Source organism: Rossellomorea sp. GCM10028870 (assembly GCF_042666755.1).
Classification (GTDB): Bacteria; Bacillota; Bacilli; order Bacillales; family Bacillaceae_B; genus Rossellomorea.
In genome coordinates this window covers 482,738-500,871 of the sequence record NZ_JBHTGN010000001.1, presented here as the reverse complement: position 1 = coordinate 500,871, position 18,134 = coordinate 482,738, and the positions used below count along the sequence as shown (strand labels likewise).

Below are 18,134 nucleotides of genomic sequence, written 5' to 3'. Positions count from 1 at the left end.
GTGAACAGTGCATTTGCATTAATTTGCTGGTGAGCGCTGGCCTCGGAGGTATTGGCACTTTCTAGATATTTTCTAAATCCCCTGCATCATCTGAAATAACGGCATCATAATGGAGAAGTAGATTGCCATGATGAATAGACCTACAAAAGTAAAGATCATCGGCTGGATATATTTAAGCAAAGCATTGGTATTCTCCTCTAATTCTTGAAAACATATCTCGCTATAAAGTCGCAGTTCTTCTGACAACCGTCCATTGGATTGCCCGTGGTGGACAACGATGGATAACTCTTTTTGAAAAAACGGGAGCGATGAGAAGCATTCATGAAATGGCTTCCCTTCTTTTAATCCTTTCATCAATTTTTTTGAAATGTATTGTAATGTTGGTCGGAAGGATTGACTTTCAATGATGAGCAGTGACTCAGTGATGGATACTCCACTGGTGAGAAGAAAGCTTAATTCCCTGGCAAAAAAGTGTGAGTGACCAAGCCTTAAATAATTTGACAGATACGGAATTTTGCATAGGATGACTGAGATTTTAATAGGAGAGATTCTTTGTTTGAACAGGAAGAATAATATGGTGCAGAAAAAGAGTGATAGTAAAAATGTACTAAAAATCACCGGGAAGCTTTCGATGAAGTGTAAGAGGTACTTAAGATTCGCTGAAGGTTCGTATCCTATAGAAGTATACAAAGATTGAAATCTTGGAAATAGCACCTTTCGAAGTAAGACCATCATTAAAATAGCGACGATGATAAGCATTAAAGGATACTGAATGATCTGTTGTATTTTTTGCTGGTTTTTCCTTCTTTTTATAAGATAGTTTCCCGCTTCTGATAGAGTAGGGCCCATTTCACCATGATGCTCGGCGAAATAAATTTGTGCACTGACGTTACCCGGGATGTTAAGCTGCTTGTTGATGACTGAGGAGATGGACTCTCCTTTTTGCAGTGATCCAATCATTCTCTTTTTTAATTTGATCGTATTCTTTTCTTTAGGGAGCAAGAGAAAATCGATGGCTTCCGAAAAGCTATACCCCTTTTGAAGAAGGTCTCCCAGTCTTTTAAGGAACTTACCTTGATCATCGCTTTTCTTCATGAACCCATTTCCTATATTCAAGTTCTGAAACAAATCCTAGTGCCACCCCCTTATTGATTAGCGTCTGAAGTGTGTGGTACTGATGTTGTGCTCTTTCACCTTTCGCCTCTTTCAGCACCTCCTTCAAAGCACTTCCAGTTACAATTTCATATACCGATGCCATGTGCAGATTTTTTCCTCGATGGCATTTCCCACCACACTCTGCTTTGCAAAGCGGACATACTAACTTTAGCAATCTCTGGGCTGAAACGGCCAGCAGTGTCTGTTCAATGTCATGCCACTCAATTCCTAATTCCATTAAACGATAGATCGCCCCTTTTGCATCTCTCGTATGCATCGTAGAAATTACCAAGTGACTAGTGATAATGATAGAACCATGCATATTTCTCATCCATGTTTACAATACTTCATAAAGTTACAGAAAAAGTCGATACGAGTTGTTCGCATCGACCCATAAAATACAGATACAAATGTATATTAAAGAAGCAACAAATATGGTTGGAATAGATATATCTACGATTCATTTTCTATCTAACTACGTATCCTTTTTGATAAAGGTGATCTAGTGACACAACAGGCTGCTCACGCTCATCAATCACATTAGTTGAAGTACGTCCTTCACCTTGCCTTTGTATAAAATGAACATAACAGTTTATCATGCCGCTTGGCACTACTGCTTTTTGCTTGAACCACTGGTTTAATTCTTCTTGGCTCAGAAATAGCCCTTCAATATTTTCATCAGAATCTGTCACATATTCCGTATTCGTATCGGCTTTCACCAACATGGAGTAATAATCGCATGAAGTAAACACTTCATGGTTTCCTTTATTCCAAGCGGATACTCGGTTAGCATTGTAGTCTGAATCTTTTCTCATGGATTCATAATCCCTTGAAGTACTGATGTATACTTTTAACTTCTGATCATTAAGTTCACAAGTTAGGATATTATGCTTTAAACCTATAAACTTAATACCGGAGTTAGCTTCAGACAGTTTTCTTTTTAAGTAATCCACCATTTCTCCCCTTGTAAATGTACGTGCCTTCCGTGGATTATTTGTTGCTACTGACATATTATCCATCTCCTCCCCATTAAAATTAGGCTTCTTTTGCTCCGGTAGAATAGGTGCCTTTAACAAGCCTTTCTCATTAATCCATTGGTACACTTGAAAAATATCCGACTTAGAAGCACCAGTAATAAATTCAACCTCATCCAATTTCCCATCAGTAGAAATGATAGCTCTAGCAATCAAGCCATTTAGAGGCTCTTTCAAGGATGGCACTTCATTTGCCCAGTGCGTCCAACTTTGGTAAAGTTCAAATCCTCTTGTCATTATTGGAGCTCCTTCCATTTATTGTTTAACTCATCTCCATTATATAAAATAACTAAAATAACTTCAATACGTTATTTTAGTTATTTTATACAAATTAAAAAACATATTGATTGTAAATCAATTATTAAGTACGATTTGATTTTGTATTTTCTTAAATAGTAGTTAATTAAAGAAAATCACATATAGGTTATTTTACATATATATTTGTAATCAATGCAGGAAAATAGTATTACTTCCTTGAATAATTTATTAAGTAATTAAAAGGAGGAAGTATAGTGAAGAATAAAATTAGATGCCAGCACTGTAAGGAATATTATCAACCACAAGATCAAGTAGCTTTAAATTATGCCAACAGCATTTTACACTTTGATTGTCCAGATAATGAGAACCTTCCAATAGTTGATGAAGGAACCTTCGAAGAAATCGTAAAGAGGTATTCATTTTTTAGTGACAGTTTGCTTGACTAAGATTTCAATTGAGAAAAGCAGGTGCCAAATGAAGACATGTGAAATATTATCAATAAAATCAGAACTAAACAGATTGAAATTAAAACTAATTGATATGGGATTATCTTTAGAGGATCAAGCTTACTCAAAAGAGGCTGCTTTTTCTGAAGTATAAGAATGTATTCTATCTTTAGAAGAAATCGATTCACTAATAAGATTGGAAGCCCACAATGAGGGTTAAGAAGGATAAAATAGCACTGTAAATGTAAAGAGCCCAACTCAATTGAGTTGGACTCTTGTTTATTTACTCTTATTGATAAGTTTCTGTAGTAAATCATTAGCTTTTTGCTTAGCATCAGTAGTTTCCTTAGCTAAAACCTTACTAGACATTATTTCGTTTGTCTCTGAAAAAGTAACCTCAAGAATATCCCCTTCTACTGCAGGAAGTACTATATCCTTATCAACGATTAATTCCTCAGATTCATTTGATCTCAAAAGGAGTGTTGCTTTGTTTCCTTCAATTTGATCCAATGTGTATTTTTTAATATTCACTTACTAACTCTCCTTGAGAATTGTATAGTTTAGCAGAATCTCCCGCATTATTCCAGATATAAGCTCCAGTCCATTTTAAGTAGGTTGGAGGATTGTTAATTGCATTAGCTCCAGAAGTAATATTCACTGAGCTTCCTGATTTAAGGATGAAGTTTGCTGGAAAATTAAAAGTTTGGTTCCCTTCAACACTTACTAAAGTCCAACCAGTCATGTTAGTGTCATTGCTGCCATTATTTTTCACTGTTACAACCTCTGTGTTTAGATTTACACCTGTTAGTGAAACATTAGCAGTTGGCTCTGGGGTTGGCTCTGGATTAGGGCTGGTTGGTTGTTGATTAATGTAAATATAATCCCCATCATCTGACATTTCTATTGTACCATCTACTGTAGAGATTAAATCAACACCATAGTCCATTAATCTATTGTAAACTTCACTGTGTGGGTGACCGTACTGATTCCCTTCACCGTAAGATAGAATTCCAAAAATAGGATTTACTGCTTCGACAAAGGCTTGCGATGTGCTTGTGTAAGAGCCATGATGACCTACTTTCAGTACTTCAGCATCTAAGTCATATTCTTGAATTAAACGTTCTTCTACGTCTACTCCCGCATCTCCGGTTAACAAGTAATCAACTTCTTCATGAGAAACCATAAGTACGACACTAGCATCGTTGTTATCTGTATTATTAGCACCGCTATTCAGCACTTCTACGTTTACAGCCTGATCTAATTCAATAAAGTCGCCTTCTGCTGCAACCTTGAATGGTATATTCTTCTGATCAATTAATGATAAATATTCTAGATAAGTCTCTGAAGTATGCGGTTTTCCACTATCAATTACTTTACCTACTGGAAACTCATTAAGAACATCAATTAATCCTCCGATGTGATCAGCATCAGGGTGAGTAGCGACCATTACATCGATTTTTTTAACTCCTTGAGATTTAAGGTGACTAACAACCTCATCACCTGCTGATTTCTTCCCTCCATCAACAAGCATCGTCTTACCATTAGGCATTTCAATAAAAATACTATCACCTTGTCCTACATCAATGAAATGTACCAATAATCTCCCTGGAGAAGCATAGCCTAATTCATTTAAGGCATTGGTTGAAATCGCATTTTCCCCTCCTAATACATATGTATTAAGAGTTTTATCACTTAAATATTGTTTTGTTTCACTGGCTGAATGTTCAGGGTGAATCAAGAGTATTCTTGCGTTTAGTTTATTAGCTAAACCAGAAGCAGCAACCGCATCAGGATAATCTTGTTTTGTAGAAGATGAAGACGTTCCACGAACTAATATTATGTTATCTGAATTAATGTTCAAATTTTCTGCTGCAGCTACGCTTGTTGCATAACGATTGATTCCTGAAATTCGTTTTACTGAAATTCCCTTGGCCTTTAACTCTTTTTCAACATTAGTTGAAATGACACCTACTCCACCATATACATCTACTTGTTTAATAGAAGAAGGTAAATTCACACTAAGTTGATTTTTTTCTGTTAGATAAATAGGCACTTGATTAATAGAGGATGCTGCAGAAGCAGATAGGGCATCGGCAACAGTGTATCCATTAGCAAGAATTGCTTTGGTACCTTTCGAAGTTCCTGCCACTTTATTTATCTCAGAAGCAGTTTCGAATCTACTTTTTCCTGCTACACGTTGTACATTATATCCCTTTGACCTTAGAGAGTTTTCAACATTAGCAGAGATAGCAGCAGCGCCACCAAGCAAATAAATCTTTTTTGTACCTAAACGTTTTAATTCATCTGCAACAGATTGATCTAATTTTGTTGGATATGTAAGTAAAATGGAAGCATCCTTCACTCCTGCTAAACTTGCTGAAGCTAACGCATCGGCCGGATTGTCAGCGCGTGCTAACACAACCGCTTTTTCAGAAGATGTAAGTCCATTTGGCCACCCTTCTTTTGAAACTTCAATTGCAGTGTCTAACCTAGTGCTTCCAGAGAGTCTTGTGTAATCACTTGCTGCTTCACTAGAAAACGGATAAACAATGATACTACTAATCACTAGAATAATAGAAAATAACAAAAACGATACTTTTTTCATATAATCCCTCCTTAAAATGGAAAATTCTATATAATTCTATCATACTGGTAGATTCAGGGAAAGTACATTTGAATCATATGGTTATAGGAAGACTGGAGTAGTTAGTGAAAATTTGAGTGGTATGAGGATATTTATTATCCACGAGGATAAAATTACCCTCTTCATTAGGAAGAGGGCGCTTAACTTATGAGCCATTGTATTTCATGGTGTGACTTTATTATTGTCGAATTTATTGTTACTTATTCACATTATTTACCTAAGTAGCTAATAACCTTTTTACGTGTATCCCAGCGATTAGCACCTGACAAGTCGATGATTCTATTTGTTTTATCCTTCAGCCCCTCTGTTGACCCACCGACTACCATGAGCTCGTTAATCTTCAACTTTTCATTTGCCAAGGACTTTCTGTTGTAGAGTCCGCATTTCTTCTCATTCGCCAAATCATACCCCACGCTTAGATCTGCATCTGAATATACTACTACTGCCATTTTAATCATTTCTTCTTCCTCCTTTGGTTTGGACACTAAGTTAATTGGAATAAGTCCGTGAGTCATATCAAGCAAATTCTTATATAAAGATGGATTTTTCACCATTGGTGCAGGACAATTCTTTCCTGTTACATCAAAGTGACGTACAAATCGATTATACGTATCTTTTAATTGAGGAAATTTTCTCTGTAACATCTGGTGAACTAGTGCAGTCCTCTTAATCGTGTCTGGATGAATGGTGCCATCAGGCTCCAAACACATTTCAACATGTATACATAAAAGATTTGCATTCCCATCTCCTGTACTTGTTGGATAACGAGGATCCCTAGCTCTGAGAGTCTGTAACTTAAGGGTTGCATTTCCTCCATCATTACCTCCAAAAGTCCCTTCGTCTAAAGGTATTAATTCAAGCGCTTTATAACGATCAACAAAGATATGAGCTCCTGCATATCGTTTTATTTGAATGATGGTCTTATCGAAATATTCAAAATGATCTTCTGCATCAGCTCCTGGATTCGCTGTGTAATGATCCATAACAGCCTGGACTCTTAAAAGTTTATAACCCGGTCTGCTGAATTCATTTTTTCTGATATGTTTCTTTTGATAATTTAGAACAACCATAGTTACTTCTCCTTTCAAAATAAAAAGCCACCTAAAGGCAGCTATTTCTTTTCATCACTTTGATTTTCAATAACCTGTAATCGATCGGTAATAGCTTTTGGAATCTTAACCCCAATTTGGGCAAGGTTTTCAGCGATTGATAGCCCTTCATTTGCAATATAAAAAAGAACGGTTCCAAAAGTAAGGACTCCGTTCAATCCGAGAATTTGATCTATTACATTGGCCACAATTACAACAAGAAAACTTAACATTTTTCTCACGTATCCAAACCATGCTTCACGGCTGCGTAATCTTTTTTCCTTCCAAGCTTTGATTACTCCGGTGAAAATGTCAGCGACACTCAACAACACTAACAAATCTAAGAATTTTACATTTCCGAATAAATAAGTCTTTGCTAAATCTAACGTTTCAAAATTTAAGAACAATGATGTTTCCTCCAATTCTCTCACACCCTGTCGGTATTATTTTAATTATGCTTGCAGACGCTCAATAACTCTTTGTTTAATAAGAGCTGCCAGTGAAGCTACACTTTCGTTTCCTGCATACTCTTCAGCAGTGAGAGGTATGTTTCCACTCATGTTAATTGAATTGTCCTGCTCGTTCCCAATAAAATAAACCTGCACAGCTTCCAATTGACCATCCTCTGAATATTTAATCTGAACGTTTGAAATTCGAAAGTTCATTGAAATCTCTCCTTTGGTTTTAAGTAAAATTAAAAAGCCTTATTCGGCTTCCTCGATAACTATAGAATCTTCCAATTCAGATATGCGACTCTTTAGCTGACTGATTTGTTCTTGGAGTTGTTGAATCAATGACGTTTTTTCAATAGCCATAGCCTCGTATTTTGCTTACTCATTCCGTTCACCCCCTTATCGGTATCCGATGATCATGATATAGACTTTCACGCTTGATCCTCCACTCGTATATTGGTAATGAGGAGAAATTCGAATTTTAGTGCTCATGATGTCTGTACCGCCATACACTCGGGTGCTATCGTTTTCATATGCGTACCATTCCTTTGCTACGGCATGGCAAAAGAATCCTAAGACTTCAGGAATAGCCACTCTCGTGTAATTGGATATGTTCAACGTCTTTTCTATATAGGACCCTGGAGAGTGTGTTCCGGATGGTATTTGAAAAGTAATTTCTTGCAAATACATTTTTCCGTATGATGAAATCATCGGGTAAGAGAGGTTCCCATCATACATACTCGGCAATGTACTCTCCGAATCGAAGATTTCACGATCATTTATCGAAATTGAGTCTCCATCAATCTTTAATGTGTTGCTACCGTCTGTTGAAACGATGGACCCTGCAAACTTCGCATTTTGTCCGAAAATGGCACCCTCGAATTGGATCTTAGATGCTGCGATCTTAATAATTTCGGATGTTTGACTTATGGCAGACATAACGCCATTTTTGGAAACCTTCTGTTCAATCAAGTCCGCTTGCTGGGTGATTGAGGATTCAGCATTGGATACTCTGCCACTTAATAAGTTAAATGTTGAATGAGATACCTTTGAAGTTATTTCATTAGAAAGCTGCGTGATCGATGACTCTGAATTTGTAATTCTTGTCGTGATAGTCCCTGATGGAACTCCATTTACATTAGATGTATCCTTCGATGTATTTTGACTTGTGACATCAACAACGTTACTAGCATTAATATCAAACTCTCTTGAGGTATATCCAGAAGGTATTGCACTTGTTGTAAAGTTCACTTTCTCCCAGCCACTTGCTTGAATATTATCTGAGCACCAAACACTTATTTTTGCAGGAGCATTAACGTAAAGCTCCAAATATGGTGGTTCATACGTTGATTTGTAGACAATTCTCGCCTTTGTAAATGCTTGATTTCCGCTGTACTGGCTATATCCAAGCAACGTCAAAGTTGCGTTGTTTCCATAATGGATACCTGCATTGAAAATGGCAGTAGAATGCTTACCTGAATAACTATCAGCAACCGTGAATTTTGCGAAAGCTCGATTACCAACGTTAGATGCTATCCGATACCAACCGCTCGTAGTAATTTCTTTTGTTCCCAAGTTAAAATTTCCGTCTCCGCCGCTGGCAGTTTTATAAGAGGTAAACTCAGTATTAGAAACTTTGCTTGATATTTGACCTGCCTGGACTGTTAGTTGGGATTCCGCATTTGAAACTCTTCCTGCTAATGAATCTACGGTGGACTGAGAGGCTTTTAGTGCAATAGCATTTGTGTTTTGAGTTATTTTTGTTTCAGCACTACTCATGCGCCCAGTGATGGTATCGATTTGTCCTTGCGTGTCTTCCGGCGCTTGAGTCCATGCTGTTGCCTTATTTCCTTTTTCAACTTTCAATAGTTTATACTGAAACGGAAAAGCATTAGAAGTCGATGAAGCGTTATCCCTTTGAAAATATAACGCGACACCCGTGGCGCTTTGAGGAACAGTAGCCGTGTAAGTTGAAAATCCTTCACTTCCCGGGGCTATTTTCTCCCCTCCTGTAGCTATAGAGTAAGAACCGTCTGCACGATAGAACGAAAATCTCGGGTAAATGTTATCTATTCCTTCTGAAGAATTTTTAATGTAGGCTTTAAATGTTACTTGGTCCCCGACATTCAAACCCATTTCTTCTAAAGGTTTATTCCCTTGTACAGTGGAGTTGTACGCCCCCATATTCGCCTCTTTGTAATCAGAAGATGTGCTTTCTGCTAAATTCCGTCCACCAATCTCTAAACCATCAAACTCAACTTGCGATACCTTGCTTTCAATCAATCCTGCTTGAATAGATAGTGAAGATTCTGTACCAGACACCCGACCCTCTAACGTATCTAAATCGGATTTTGTGGCCTTCAACTGAATCTGTTGACTATTCTGCTGAATCAACGTATTAGCCTGGCTAATTTGTGTTTCTAATGAAGAGACCTTTTGATTATAGGTGGTTTGTGAAACTTTAGAGGTTAATCCATCCTCAGTCTGATTAATTCTGCTTTCGTGATTTGTTAGCTGCGTTACAACACCATCTTGATCTGTGGTGTATTTTGTGGTGGAGACTTTACTGTTTAGCTGATTCTCCACTTCCGTTTTCGTGTAGGTATTGCTTTTATCAGCCTTGGATACTAGCTGACCATTCACATACTCAAGACCTGCTTTGGCTGCTATGTCTTGTTGAAGAGTATTGAGGTTGTTATCATATAACAACTTGCTCACTTTTTCGGTAAGTTCATTTTCGATATCCTGAATCTTCTGAGTGTATGTGGACTTATCAATCGCATATGTTTCAGTATGTTGCTTTGCGTTGTCTTCCGCATTTTTTGCCACCTGATCAGCATAATAAGTTCCATCTTCAAATGTTGACTGGTCCTTATTATCAACCTCTTCTTGAGTGTAAGATCCTACTTCACTGGCTTTAGTTGGTGTGATTTTCTCCCATTGTCCAGCAGTTGCATTCCAGGTATGAGCAACGTCTACTTTTCCACCAGTTTGAATCCATATGATATTGCTTTTTCCTTCTGGGGGTGTAGGTGATTTGATAACCTTAGTTGCGTAAAGCGCTTGTAGATCTTTCCAAACGCGGAATACGTCCTCTTTCTTGTACTCTATGACCTCACCGAGCTTGTACTTCTTCTTGGACTTATCAAAGATGGATCGGTCCACAAAAATAACCCTCGAATCTAAATACATCGGAGGGTTAAATTCCTCATCTTTAATTTTGGCTGAGTCCCCTAATCGGACCACTTCATGGTCATATCCAAATATGTGGTCCAGAGCAGCTCCTTCAGCTTCATACTCGACAGCTGCAGTGATTCTCTTCTTAAGCTCCGCTTCCCCTAATTGGGTCAAACGTTCTTCAGTCATTTCGGTGTCCGTTGATTCTGGCTCATATACCTCCACAAGATGTTGCCCTTGCCAGTTCCAGTTTTGAAAGGCTTTTTCATCGGTGACGGTTATCTTTAATTGGCTTCCGTCTTCTCTCTTAGGACCCAGACAAATCAGGGCGGTGACGACTCGTTTGGCAAATAGTCTTCTTTTAATACCAAGAAGATCTTTGCCTTCTACGATTTCTTTTCCGGAGTCCTGGCCAACCCTTTTAACAAAATCTACATATCGACCTGTAACCTTATTTCCTGATATTGTGACTCTGCATCGAATCTCACAATCAAACAAAGAGGCAATGGCTTTTAACGCATCGTAAGCATCTAGGTCTTTCTCAATGGCCCATTTCCGAATGCCACTATACTCAGTAATTCCTAGCTCCCACCCGTTTATTCCTTCTAGCACAAATGCTCCTGCAGCTTCTAAGGTTTGCCCGTCTCTAATTTGTGGATGAATAGTTTTTAACTTTCGAAGATCGAAGTATGAAGCCTCGGAATACACTTCGACCTCTCCACTTTCGGTTAAATCGATTTTCTCGTATACAATAAACTCTCTGTAATCCCCTTCTTCAGCCGGGATGAGGAGCCGCGAGCGTCCTTGTATCTTATCAAGATCTTCTTCCGTTACCGGTGCGATAAAGTCGTATTTCTCTTCATTATCTAGAGAACTCTGATGGCTATCATAAGAGACCTTTGTGATCCAGCCCACAATTTCACTATTTTGATGATCAAGTATGTGTATGATACTCATTGGTACGCATCCCTCCATATTGCCTGGACTTCCGAAACAACATTCGAAGGGTTCACTACATAGACGTTGTCACCCTTTTTCAGGTGAAAGAATCGCGCTCCAAAGTCCTTCCCCGTGAATCGATCGCCATTCTTATAGATTCTTGATTCTTTATGGTTAAACTCAAAGACATCCCCGGCTTCTCCGATGTAAGGGATACCTTCTGGTTGAGTATTGATTTTATATACTTCAATCAAGCGAATTCTTGCTTTTGACGGTGTAGGGAAATTACTATGGGTACCAATATGCATTCCAACCGCAGCTAGATCCTGTTGGAACTCATTGTTCAAATCGTTAAAAGTGAAAAACGGTGGCTTGTGCCTTGTATAAATAGATCCATCTTCTCGTATTCCCTGCTGTGCAATTGCAAATTTGAACTCGGTTCCTTCTTTCTCGATGTCCATATATCCAAAGAAATCGGAATAGGTCCAGTCCATCGACACAATGTATTTTGAATTTGCCCCATTCCGAAGGTTAATTTCCACATCCACTCCGCCGGTGGACTTTCGGAGGACGACTGATATCTTCCCGATTACTTGACTGGAAGCATTCAATAAATAAACTTCCGTACGCGCCCGCTGAGAGGGATTATTCCCTACATTGAAGAAAGCCCTGATTAAGTAATCTGATGCTACCTCCTGAGTCGACTGAGACAACGTAGGACCGTGCCAAGCGCTTCCAGAACCATAACTGGTTGCATAGTAATCCAATCCGTCGGCTGCCATTGTACCTGAGTTAGTTCCCCCATCCGGTGCGAACAAAGCACTTGCCCATCCTGTCATGGAACCACCGTTTGCAGTTAGGATCTTGGTGTATTTCTGGAAAGGGGTTTGATCCACCGTCACCGGGCGACCAATTCGCATGTAATCTTCATCTCCAATGATGTCAAGGTACGTGGTTGACTGGGAAAGAACAAATCGGAATGTCGGTGGAGTCGGAACAGTCCCCTCATTATTTAGAGTGATAGCACTATCTAGGTTTGTGAAGACAGGATCCTTTACCCCTCCGTATTTATTGGGATCTGAGCACAAGAAAGTGATACTCCCTATTAAGATGTTCGAATCTTCTTCTGGCACATCATTAGAAGACAAAGTTGCATTGAAGGTAGCATCCTCATCTGTAAATATCAGTTCTTTTTTTGAACCTTGTAATATGGCATTTAATCGGTTATACCTTTGACGAAAACCTTCATTTGTCATGTCGGTAATTTTATATTTAACTGTAATCTCTTTTTCACTACTTGTCAGCTCGTCTGATTCCATGAGTCCGTCTCGTCCTGGGATCTCAAAAGCATTGATTCGATTATTCACGTTGCTTCTTCCTGAAACGGTTAACGTTGTAAAGCTTCCGTATAAATCAGACAGTGCCTCATCGATATTTGTTCCGTTAAAAATGGTTTGAATAGATAGAGAGGTACTTAAAGTACCAGGCTCCGTAAGATCTACAAACTCATACATAAAGTACCTCCTTTAGTTTCCGGAGTGTAATTCTCTTTCTTGAACTTCTGTAATATCACTGACAAAAGTTTTGAATGCTTGTCGTCCCAAACGCAGACTAATGTTGACTGGCTGCTTTGTTATTACTTGAACTTGAGCATTCACTGCGTTGTTTACTTGAGCAGTGCTACTTCTTTTTAGACCTTTTAAACTTGATCTTACTTGTGAAGTATTTACGGATAAGTCGGGACTAAATGCAGTTCTTACACCGTTAGCAAGTTTTGCAGTCGCACGTACCAGTGGTGATTTTGCTTTTTCAATCGATGTTCTAATCGGTCCTTTAAAATCCATTCGGTGAATATCACTTAATGGCCCTCGTTTAGCAGGAGAGAATGGCCAAAAATCTCGAACGGCCCCAACTATGTTATCTACCACCCCAAGAATTTTACTTTTCATTGCAGACAAGCCATCAATCGCACTTTGGATAATAGCTTTACCAGATTCATAGAGATCGATGCTATCAAAGAAATCAGTAATGCTGCCCCAGATATTCGAAATGGTTTTAAACATATTTTGCATTTGGTCAGATACAGCGTCCTTCATTGCCCGGAAATCTCCGGTAACAAGGCCCTTCAAAAATTTCAGGGTGTTTTTAAAACTGCCTTCTATAAAACCCCAAATATTTTTAATAATAGAAAGTGCCATCTGCATATAAGACTCAATAGTGCTATACAGAGCAGGGAATTTTTCTTTGATGTATCCCAGGATTTTAGATGCAGATTCACGAATGAAGTTTGATACCCAAGACCAAATTTTCGAGGTCCATTCCTTCACCTTATCCCAGTTTGCGATGACTAATACGACCAAACCAACGACCGCGGCGATTGCCCAGCCGATAGGTCCCATTGCTATCACCCACGAAAGAGCCATTCGCGCTGCCCAAATTAATGCGCGAGTGCTTAATTTGAGTAACCAACCAATCATCTTTCCAACAAAGCCACCAAACGCTGTCCTTAAAAGAATTACAGCTGGGATCACAGCGATAAGAACACCTGTCAACGAAAGAGCCCAACCAATAAGTTGCCCTATTAGTGGGTAAGCCTTCATCATTTCTGCTGACCAGCTTAGGAAGCCATTTACTAAGTCAAGAATCTTTGAACCAAGAGGGGCCATTCCAATACCAAGCTGAATTAGGAAGTCAGTAAGATTCCCTATGAGAGCCATTACCTTGGGTCCATTTTCTTTTACATAATTAATGAAGTTTTGGAATCCCTTGGACTCATCCAATTTAGCCGACCATGCTGCAAACCTTTCTGTTAAACCAACCATTCCCCCTTGCATACCCTGAGAAAGAGGGGTGAAGGCAACCATTAAATTCATGATCCCCTGCATAACATTCCCGAATGACTTTCCAAGAGCTGTCATAGCCGGACCCGCATTGTTGTTTAGGAAGCTGATAAAGTCCTTAAAATCTTGAGATTCCATTGAAAGGCCAAGGCTCTTAGACAAAGTGTCCGCTGCACTAACTGCACCGTCAAATGCTGGCTTGAGATCCTTGATCAACGATTGTAGCTGTTCTAAGCTCCGGATAAAAATGTCCATTACAGGCTTTTCAAATTGCTTCGTAAACTTCCCCCAAAACTTACTGAATGACTGGAGTGCTGTTAAACCTCTTTGTTGCTCTTTTGATAAACTCGCCTGGGCTCTCTCAATCTCTTTTAGTATTTCGGCTCTCTTTTCTAAATCATCGGTGTTTGCTAGCTCGTTTCGTAAATCTTTAATCGTTTTGTTTGCTTCAAACACATCATTTAAAGCTGAGGTAGCCACAGTCCCAAATAAAATAGCACCCGTTCCAGCTGCAGCAAATGATGTAGTCAAGCCTCCGAGAGCACCAGCCAAACTTGTAATTAACGGTACTAATGCAGGAAGTGCAGCTAGTGATCCACCTCTAAAGAAATTACCTGTAACGGTTCCAACAGAATTAATCGTCTTGGCTATACGATCTATTCTTTGTTGAAATTTATCAACACGAGCCTCCACTTGGATGATGATTTTATCTCGAGCAATTGCTTTTGCCTTTGCCTGTAAATTGCTGATCTTCTTAAAGAAGCTAACTGTGTCAGCGTCCACTTCTTTTTTCACTTTGCCTTTAGTGAATCTATCCATCATTTTCTTTGCATTTTTTATGTTACGTTTCAGTGGCTTAATATCAGCATCTAATGTGGTATCTTCCACACTCTCAGAAGCTCTTTTGAATTTTTCAGTTATGTCTCTTGCCTTCTGAATGGCCTTCCTGAATTTCGTAACGTTCGCTTTCAATTCAGCTTCTACTGAGTAGTTAGACATGTATTCACCCCTTTCTAGAATTCCGTTGAAGAGCAATTTGTGCAGGGGATAATTTTTTTGTAGGTTTATTGGTACTTTGTACAATAAATCCTTGATCAACAGTTTTTAATGCTTCCTCATAGTCAAAAAAGTCATTGAAATCTTTGAATGCATATTCTTCTTTTGGTTTCTTCTCGGTCCCTTTATTGACTTTCGCTTCAGCGTTCCGAATGAGAAAAGCAAGTTTATGCAGTTTGTATTCGTCATCTACTTCCTTATACTCCTGGGCATACCTTTTAAAATGGAACTCACTTAATGTCATTTCTTCGACATCAACTAATCGCCCTATATCAAGTTTTCGAAGAGCATATATAACTACTTCGTTATAGGTTAGCCCTCTGTCGTTTTGCTCACTTTTTTCACTGCTTGATACTTTTCTGGAACCAGCTTTCGGGTCATAGGTTGCTTTCCCAGTTCAAACATGACCCGCTGAGCAAATTCATCTAACCCTTCACTGTCCGCGATATCATTCAAGATTGCTTCAAAGTCCTGGTCAGTAGTAGGCTTTTTCTTGTCATGAGCAGTTGCTGCTTGAATCAGCTTATAAAGACAAATGACATTACCTGATTGAAGGCCTGGAACCAACATGGTTTCTAATCCTTGACCCAGGCTCACACTTTCCACCTCTAAACCCAATGATCGGTCAATTGTTGTAAGGGTTCGAAGTCCAAATGAAAGTTCAATATCTCTACCGTTAAAGTTAATATGCAAAGTATTTTCCTCCTAAAAAATCAAAATTAAAAGAGGGGTTAGCCCCCTCCGAATTCCTATTATGCTTCTGGTGGTGTTCCAAGTCCGTCGTCGGCTGGATCCGTTGATAAAACGTCATGAAATACATAACCTAATGTTTCGATATCATTTGAAGGCAGTGTCACTCTTCCCTTTTGCCGTTTAAATTGAGTTACAAAGGTCCCACTCACCTCAGGATCGTCTTCTGATGGATTCGTAGTCTCCCATTCGGTTATATAACCCTGTCGATATTCTGCAGCAAATGTAGTAACCGTATCAGGCTCGGTCCCGGTTTCTTCTCTATCAGCTAAGTCCACTTCCCACATCTCTACTGGATAATCATCAACAATGGAATCACTAAGCATTGTAAATGTTGGGTCTGTTTCTGCCTGGAGGGCTGAAATGCTTACTTCATCCTCAAGTGCCCCTGAACCTGAAACACTTCCATCCTTGGTAACAGTTGATTCACGATCCCGGGAATAGGACTTTGAGTGTTCGGTTTGAAATACTAGCTTTGCTCCTTCTGCAGCCTCACCGAGTTTTCGAAAATAGAGTACCTTGTGTACTCCTTTTGCAATGTTTCCCATGCTTCTACCTCCTTATTAGGTAATTCTGTATTCTGCCTGGATAACTCCATGCAAAAGATTGTCAGTTGTTGTATTATCAAATATTTCATTTGAATCAAGTGAAACCAGTCTCACGTAGTAATTATCAAGATTCGTTAGCCTTCGCAATGCCATTTCGAGATTATAGATCATTTCGGCAAAATGCGATCGGTTATTTGCAATCTCCCAAACATGAATAGTTTGTGATAGATTACCGGTAATCACTTCTTTGTTGTTAATGACATCAGATCCTATCGAACCTGCTAAATGAACAAACGGATAAGGAATTCCCTCATCTTTTCCTGGAAGATAATCGTATGTGTCGTATCCCAATGAAATAGATTTATTGAATACTTCATTAAACAGTTGGATCTTTGGTGACTTCATCTACTCACCTACTTTACAAGTCTATTTAGGTCATCGAGGAACTGCTTTTTCTGGTTGTAGAATCCAGGAAAGATGAATGGTTGAGCATCCATGAACCGTGTTCCGAATTCAAGGTAACCAGAGTGTTCGGATTTACTGATTGTCTTTCCGGCAAGTTTACTTACCATCTTTGTTTCAATATTTCTTTTTGTGTAGCCAGTTTGGTAACCTTGGGTAAATTCAGCATTCTTAACTACCTTTTCGGTCATTTCAATGGTATTGCTCTTCACGATTTTTCCGACATCGTCTTCAATGTCCCTATTCATTCGGTCAAGCTTTGCAAGCAGGGCATCCAGTCCATCTAAGTCCAATCGCTCACCCCTTCCAAAAACAAAACGCTCTCTGACTTGTAGGGAACATGTCGGAGAACGTTATATTTCTTTCCGTTGATGACAGCTTTATCTACTTTGCGTCTATATGGTCGCTGTAGTCTAACTGTGGTGATTTGCTTGTCTAAGGAACCGAATAACACCTTCACTCTTTCCAAGCTGATAGAGGACGTGTCGCAGGGAAGTGTGACACCATCATCCACCCTAACAACTGTCTTACCTACAGAAGGATCATATGCCCTGCCTATAACTTTATGGAGTGTGATCCGATCGGAGTACCCCATCAAAAGAACATTACCTTTCCTGAAGTCTCTGTTTTAGGAATATACGTTTCTAAGATGGAATGATAGGGCTTAAAATCGTCTTCTGTAAATGTAACAGACCTGCCTTCGATGGATTCTGACTTCATCCCTTCGCTACCGATTTTGTTATACCGGTTCACCACCAACTCCTCAACAATGAACATTAACTCTTCAGGTATTCCTGGCAGCCCAGCATTTTGCATTAACCAGACTTTCAATCTAGCTTCTACATTAGTGATTAGTCTATCAATCTGACTGTCTTGAAGATCATCTTGAATTCCCACAATGATTTTGACATTATCTTTGATGGTCATTCAATCACTGCAATTCTGCTTCTGCAGCAAGAGCTTCTTCTTTACCCTGAATCTTTTCTCCATTAGACAATACATACCAAGGACCGCCTGTATGCTTTGGGAATTCTCCGTCTTGACCATCTTGATCCGCTGGCTCGCCATAGGAATTTTCTACATCTGCTTTGTTAGAAGGTCCCACTACTTCAATTAACACTTTCTTTTGCGTATTGTTCTTAGTTGTGAGCTCCTCTAATCGTTCCTTAGACACTTTTTCACCTGGATAAGAATTCCCTTTGTAGTATGCTTTCTTTGTATCCTTATCAGTAAATGAACGTAATACAGTATATTTCAATTAAAATTCCTCCTACATTTATATTAT

At 39.0% G+C, this 18,134-nt stretch carries 19 protein-coding genes; 1 reads left to right on the top strand and 18 read right to left on the bottom strand.

Annotation, left to right across the window (positions count from 1 at the left end; translation table 11 throughout):
• Positions 1-72 precede the first annotated feature (72 nt).
• From comGB to ACFQWC_RS02535, 3 genes are all read right to left on the bottom strand, one after another.
• Positions 73-1,095 carry a competence type IV pilus assembly protein ComGB gene (gene comGB, locus ACFQWC_RS02545; protein WP_299738368.1) on the bottom strand — a complete coding sequence of 341 codons (1,023 nt, stop codon included), beginning with the start codon at positions 1,093-1,095 and terminating at the stop codon, positions 73-75.
• On the bottom strand, positions 1,079-1,477 hold the full coding sequence (locus tag ACFQWC_RS02540) for an ATPase, T2SS/T4P/T4SS family (RefSeq protein ID WP_377105955.1): 399 nt from the start codon (positions 1,475-1,477) through the stop codon (positions 1,079-1,081). Before ACFQWC_RS02540 ends, comGB begins: the two co-directional genes overlap by 17 nt.
• A gap of 145 nt (positions 1,478-1,622) precedes the next feature.
• Positions 1,623-2,426 (bottom strand): hypothetical protein, encoded by an 804-nt coding sequence (locus ACFQWC_RS02535; protein ID WP_377105953.1) that lies wholly within the window; start codon positions 2,424-2,426, stop codon positions 1,623-1,625.
• A 275-nt stretch (positions 2,427-2,701) separates the two neighbouring features.
• Between ACFQWC_RS02535 and ACFQWC_RS02530 the strand changes: the two genes are divergently transcribed.
• Positions 2,702-2,893, top strand: a complete 192-nt coding sequence (locus tag ACFQWC_RS02530) for a hypothetical protein (RefSeq protein WP_377105951.1) — start codon at positions 2,702-2,704, stop codon at positions 2,891-2,893.
• A 279-nt stretch (positions 2,894-3,172) separates the two neighbouring features.
• Here the strand turns inward: ACFQWC_RS02530 and ACFQWC_RS02525 are convergent, their stop codons facing one another.
• The 15 genes from ACFQWC_RS02525 to ACFQWC_RS02455 all read right to left on the bottom strand — a co-directional run bounded on the left by ACFQWC_RS02525 (position 3,173) and on the right by ACFQWC_RS02455 (position 18,107).
• Entirely contained in the window at positions 3,173-3,424 is a 252-nt protein-coding gene (locus ACFQWC_RS02525) for a DUF3006 family protein (protein ID WP_377105949.1), read from the bottom strand.
• The gene (locus tag ACFQWC_RS02520; RefSeq protein ID WP_377105947.1) at positions 3,414-5,498 is read right to left on the bottom strand and encodes a cell wall-binding repeat-containing protein; all 2,085 of its coding nucleotides are present in this window, start codon (positions 5,496-5,498) and stop codon (positions 3,414-3,416) included. The genes ACFQWC_RS02525 and ACFQWC_RS02520 overlap by 11 nt, the downstream gene beginning before the upstream one ends.
• Before the next feature lie 248 nt (positions 5,499-5,746).
• The gene (locus ACFQWC_RS02515) at positions 5,747-6,607 is read right to left on the bottom strand and encodes a peptidoglycan recognition protein family protein (RefSeq protein WP_377105945.1); all 861 of its coding nucleotides are present in this window, start codon (positions 6,605-6,607) and stop codon (positions 5,747-5,749) included.
• Positions 6,608-6,648: 41 nt separating this feature from the next.
• Entirely contained in the window at positions 6,649-7,047 is a 399-nt protein-coding gene (locus ACFQWC_RS02510) for a phage holin family protein (RefSeq protein ID WP_377105943.1), read from the bottom strand.
• 30 nt (positions 7,048-7,077) lie between these two features.
• Complete coding sequence (locus tag ACFQWC_RS02505; RefSeq protein WP_377105941.1) at positions 7,078-7,290, bottom strand: hypothetical protein; 213 nt, start codon at positions 7,288-7,290, stop codon at positions 7,078-7,080.
• Positions 7,291-7,476: 186 nt separating this feature from the next.
• Complete coding sequence (locus tag ACFQWC_RS02500; RefSeq protein ID WP_377105939.1) at positions 7,477-11,211, bottom strand: phage tail spike protein; 3,735 nt, start codon at positions 11,209-11,211, stop codon at positions 7,477-7,479.
• Complete coding sequence (locus ACFQWC_RS02495; protein ID WP_377105937.1) at positions 11,208-12,707, bottom strand: distal tail protein Dit; 1,500 nt, start codon at positions 12,705-12,707, stop codon at positions 11,208-11,210. Before ACFQWC_RS02495 ends, ACFQWC_RS02500 begins: the two co-directional genes overlap by 4 nt.
• Positions 12,708-12,719: 12 nt before the next feature.
• The gene (locus ACFQWC_RS02490) at positions 12,720-15,032 is read right to left on the bottom strand and encodes a phage tail protein (RefSeq protein WP_377105935.1); all 2,313 of its coding nucleotides are present in this window, start codon (positions 15,030-15,032) and stop codon (positions 12,720-12,722) included.
• Positions 15,033-15,036: 4 nt separating this feature from the next.
• Complete coding sequence (locus tag ACFQWC_RS02485) at positions 15,037-15,333, bottom strand: hypothetical protein (RefSeq protein WP_377105933.1); 297 nt, start codon at positions 15,331-15,333, stop codon at positions 15,037-15,039.
• A gap of 68 nt (positions 15,334-15,401) precedes the next feature.
• A complete protein-coding gene (locus ACFQWC_RS02480; protein WP_377105931.1) occupies positions 15,402-15,782 on the bottom strand; it encodes a tail assembly chaperone in 381 nt (126 codons plus the stop codon).
• A gap of 59 nt (positions 15,783-15,841) precedes the next feature.
• The gene (locus ACFQWC_RS02475) at positions 15,842-16,387 is read right to left on the bottom strand and encodes a phage major tail protein, TP901-1 family (protein ID WP_377105929.1); all 546 of its coding nucleotides are present in this window, start codon (positions 16,385-16,387) and stop codon (positions 15,842-15,844) included.
• Positions 16,388-16,402: 15 nt separating this feature from the next.
• Positions 16,403-16,792, bottom strand: coding sequence for a hypothetical protein (locus ACFQWC_RS02470; protein WP_377105927.1), 390 nt, complete (start codon positions 16,790-16,792; stop codon positions 16,403-16,405).
• Positions 16,793-16,800: 8 nt separating this feature from the next.
• Complete coding sequence (locus ACFQWC_RS02465; protein WP_377105925.1) at positions 16,801-17,142, bottom strand: HK97-gp10 family putative phage morphogenesis protein; 342 nt, start codon at positions 17,140-17,142, stop codon at positions 16,801-16,803.
• A gap of 301 nt (positions 17,143-17,443) precedes the next feature.
• Positions 17,444-17,776 carry a phage head-tail connector protein gene (locus ACFQWC_RS02460; RefSeq protein ID WP_377105923.1) on the bottom strand — a complete coding sequence of 111 codons (333 nt, stop codon included), beginning with the start codon at positions 17,774-17,776 and terminating at the stop codon, positions 17,444-17,446.
• Between the two features lie 4 nt (positions 17,777-17,780).
• Entirely contained in the window at positions 17,781-18,107 is a 327-nt protein-coding gene (locus ACFQWC_RS02455; RefSeq protein ID WP_377105921.1) for a hypothetical protein, read from the bottom strand.
• Positions 18,108-18,134: the final 27 nt, after the last annotated feature.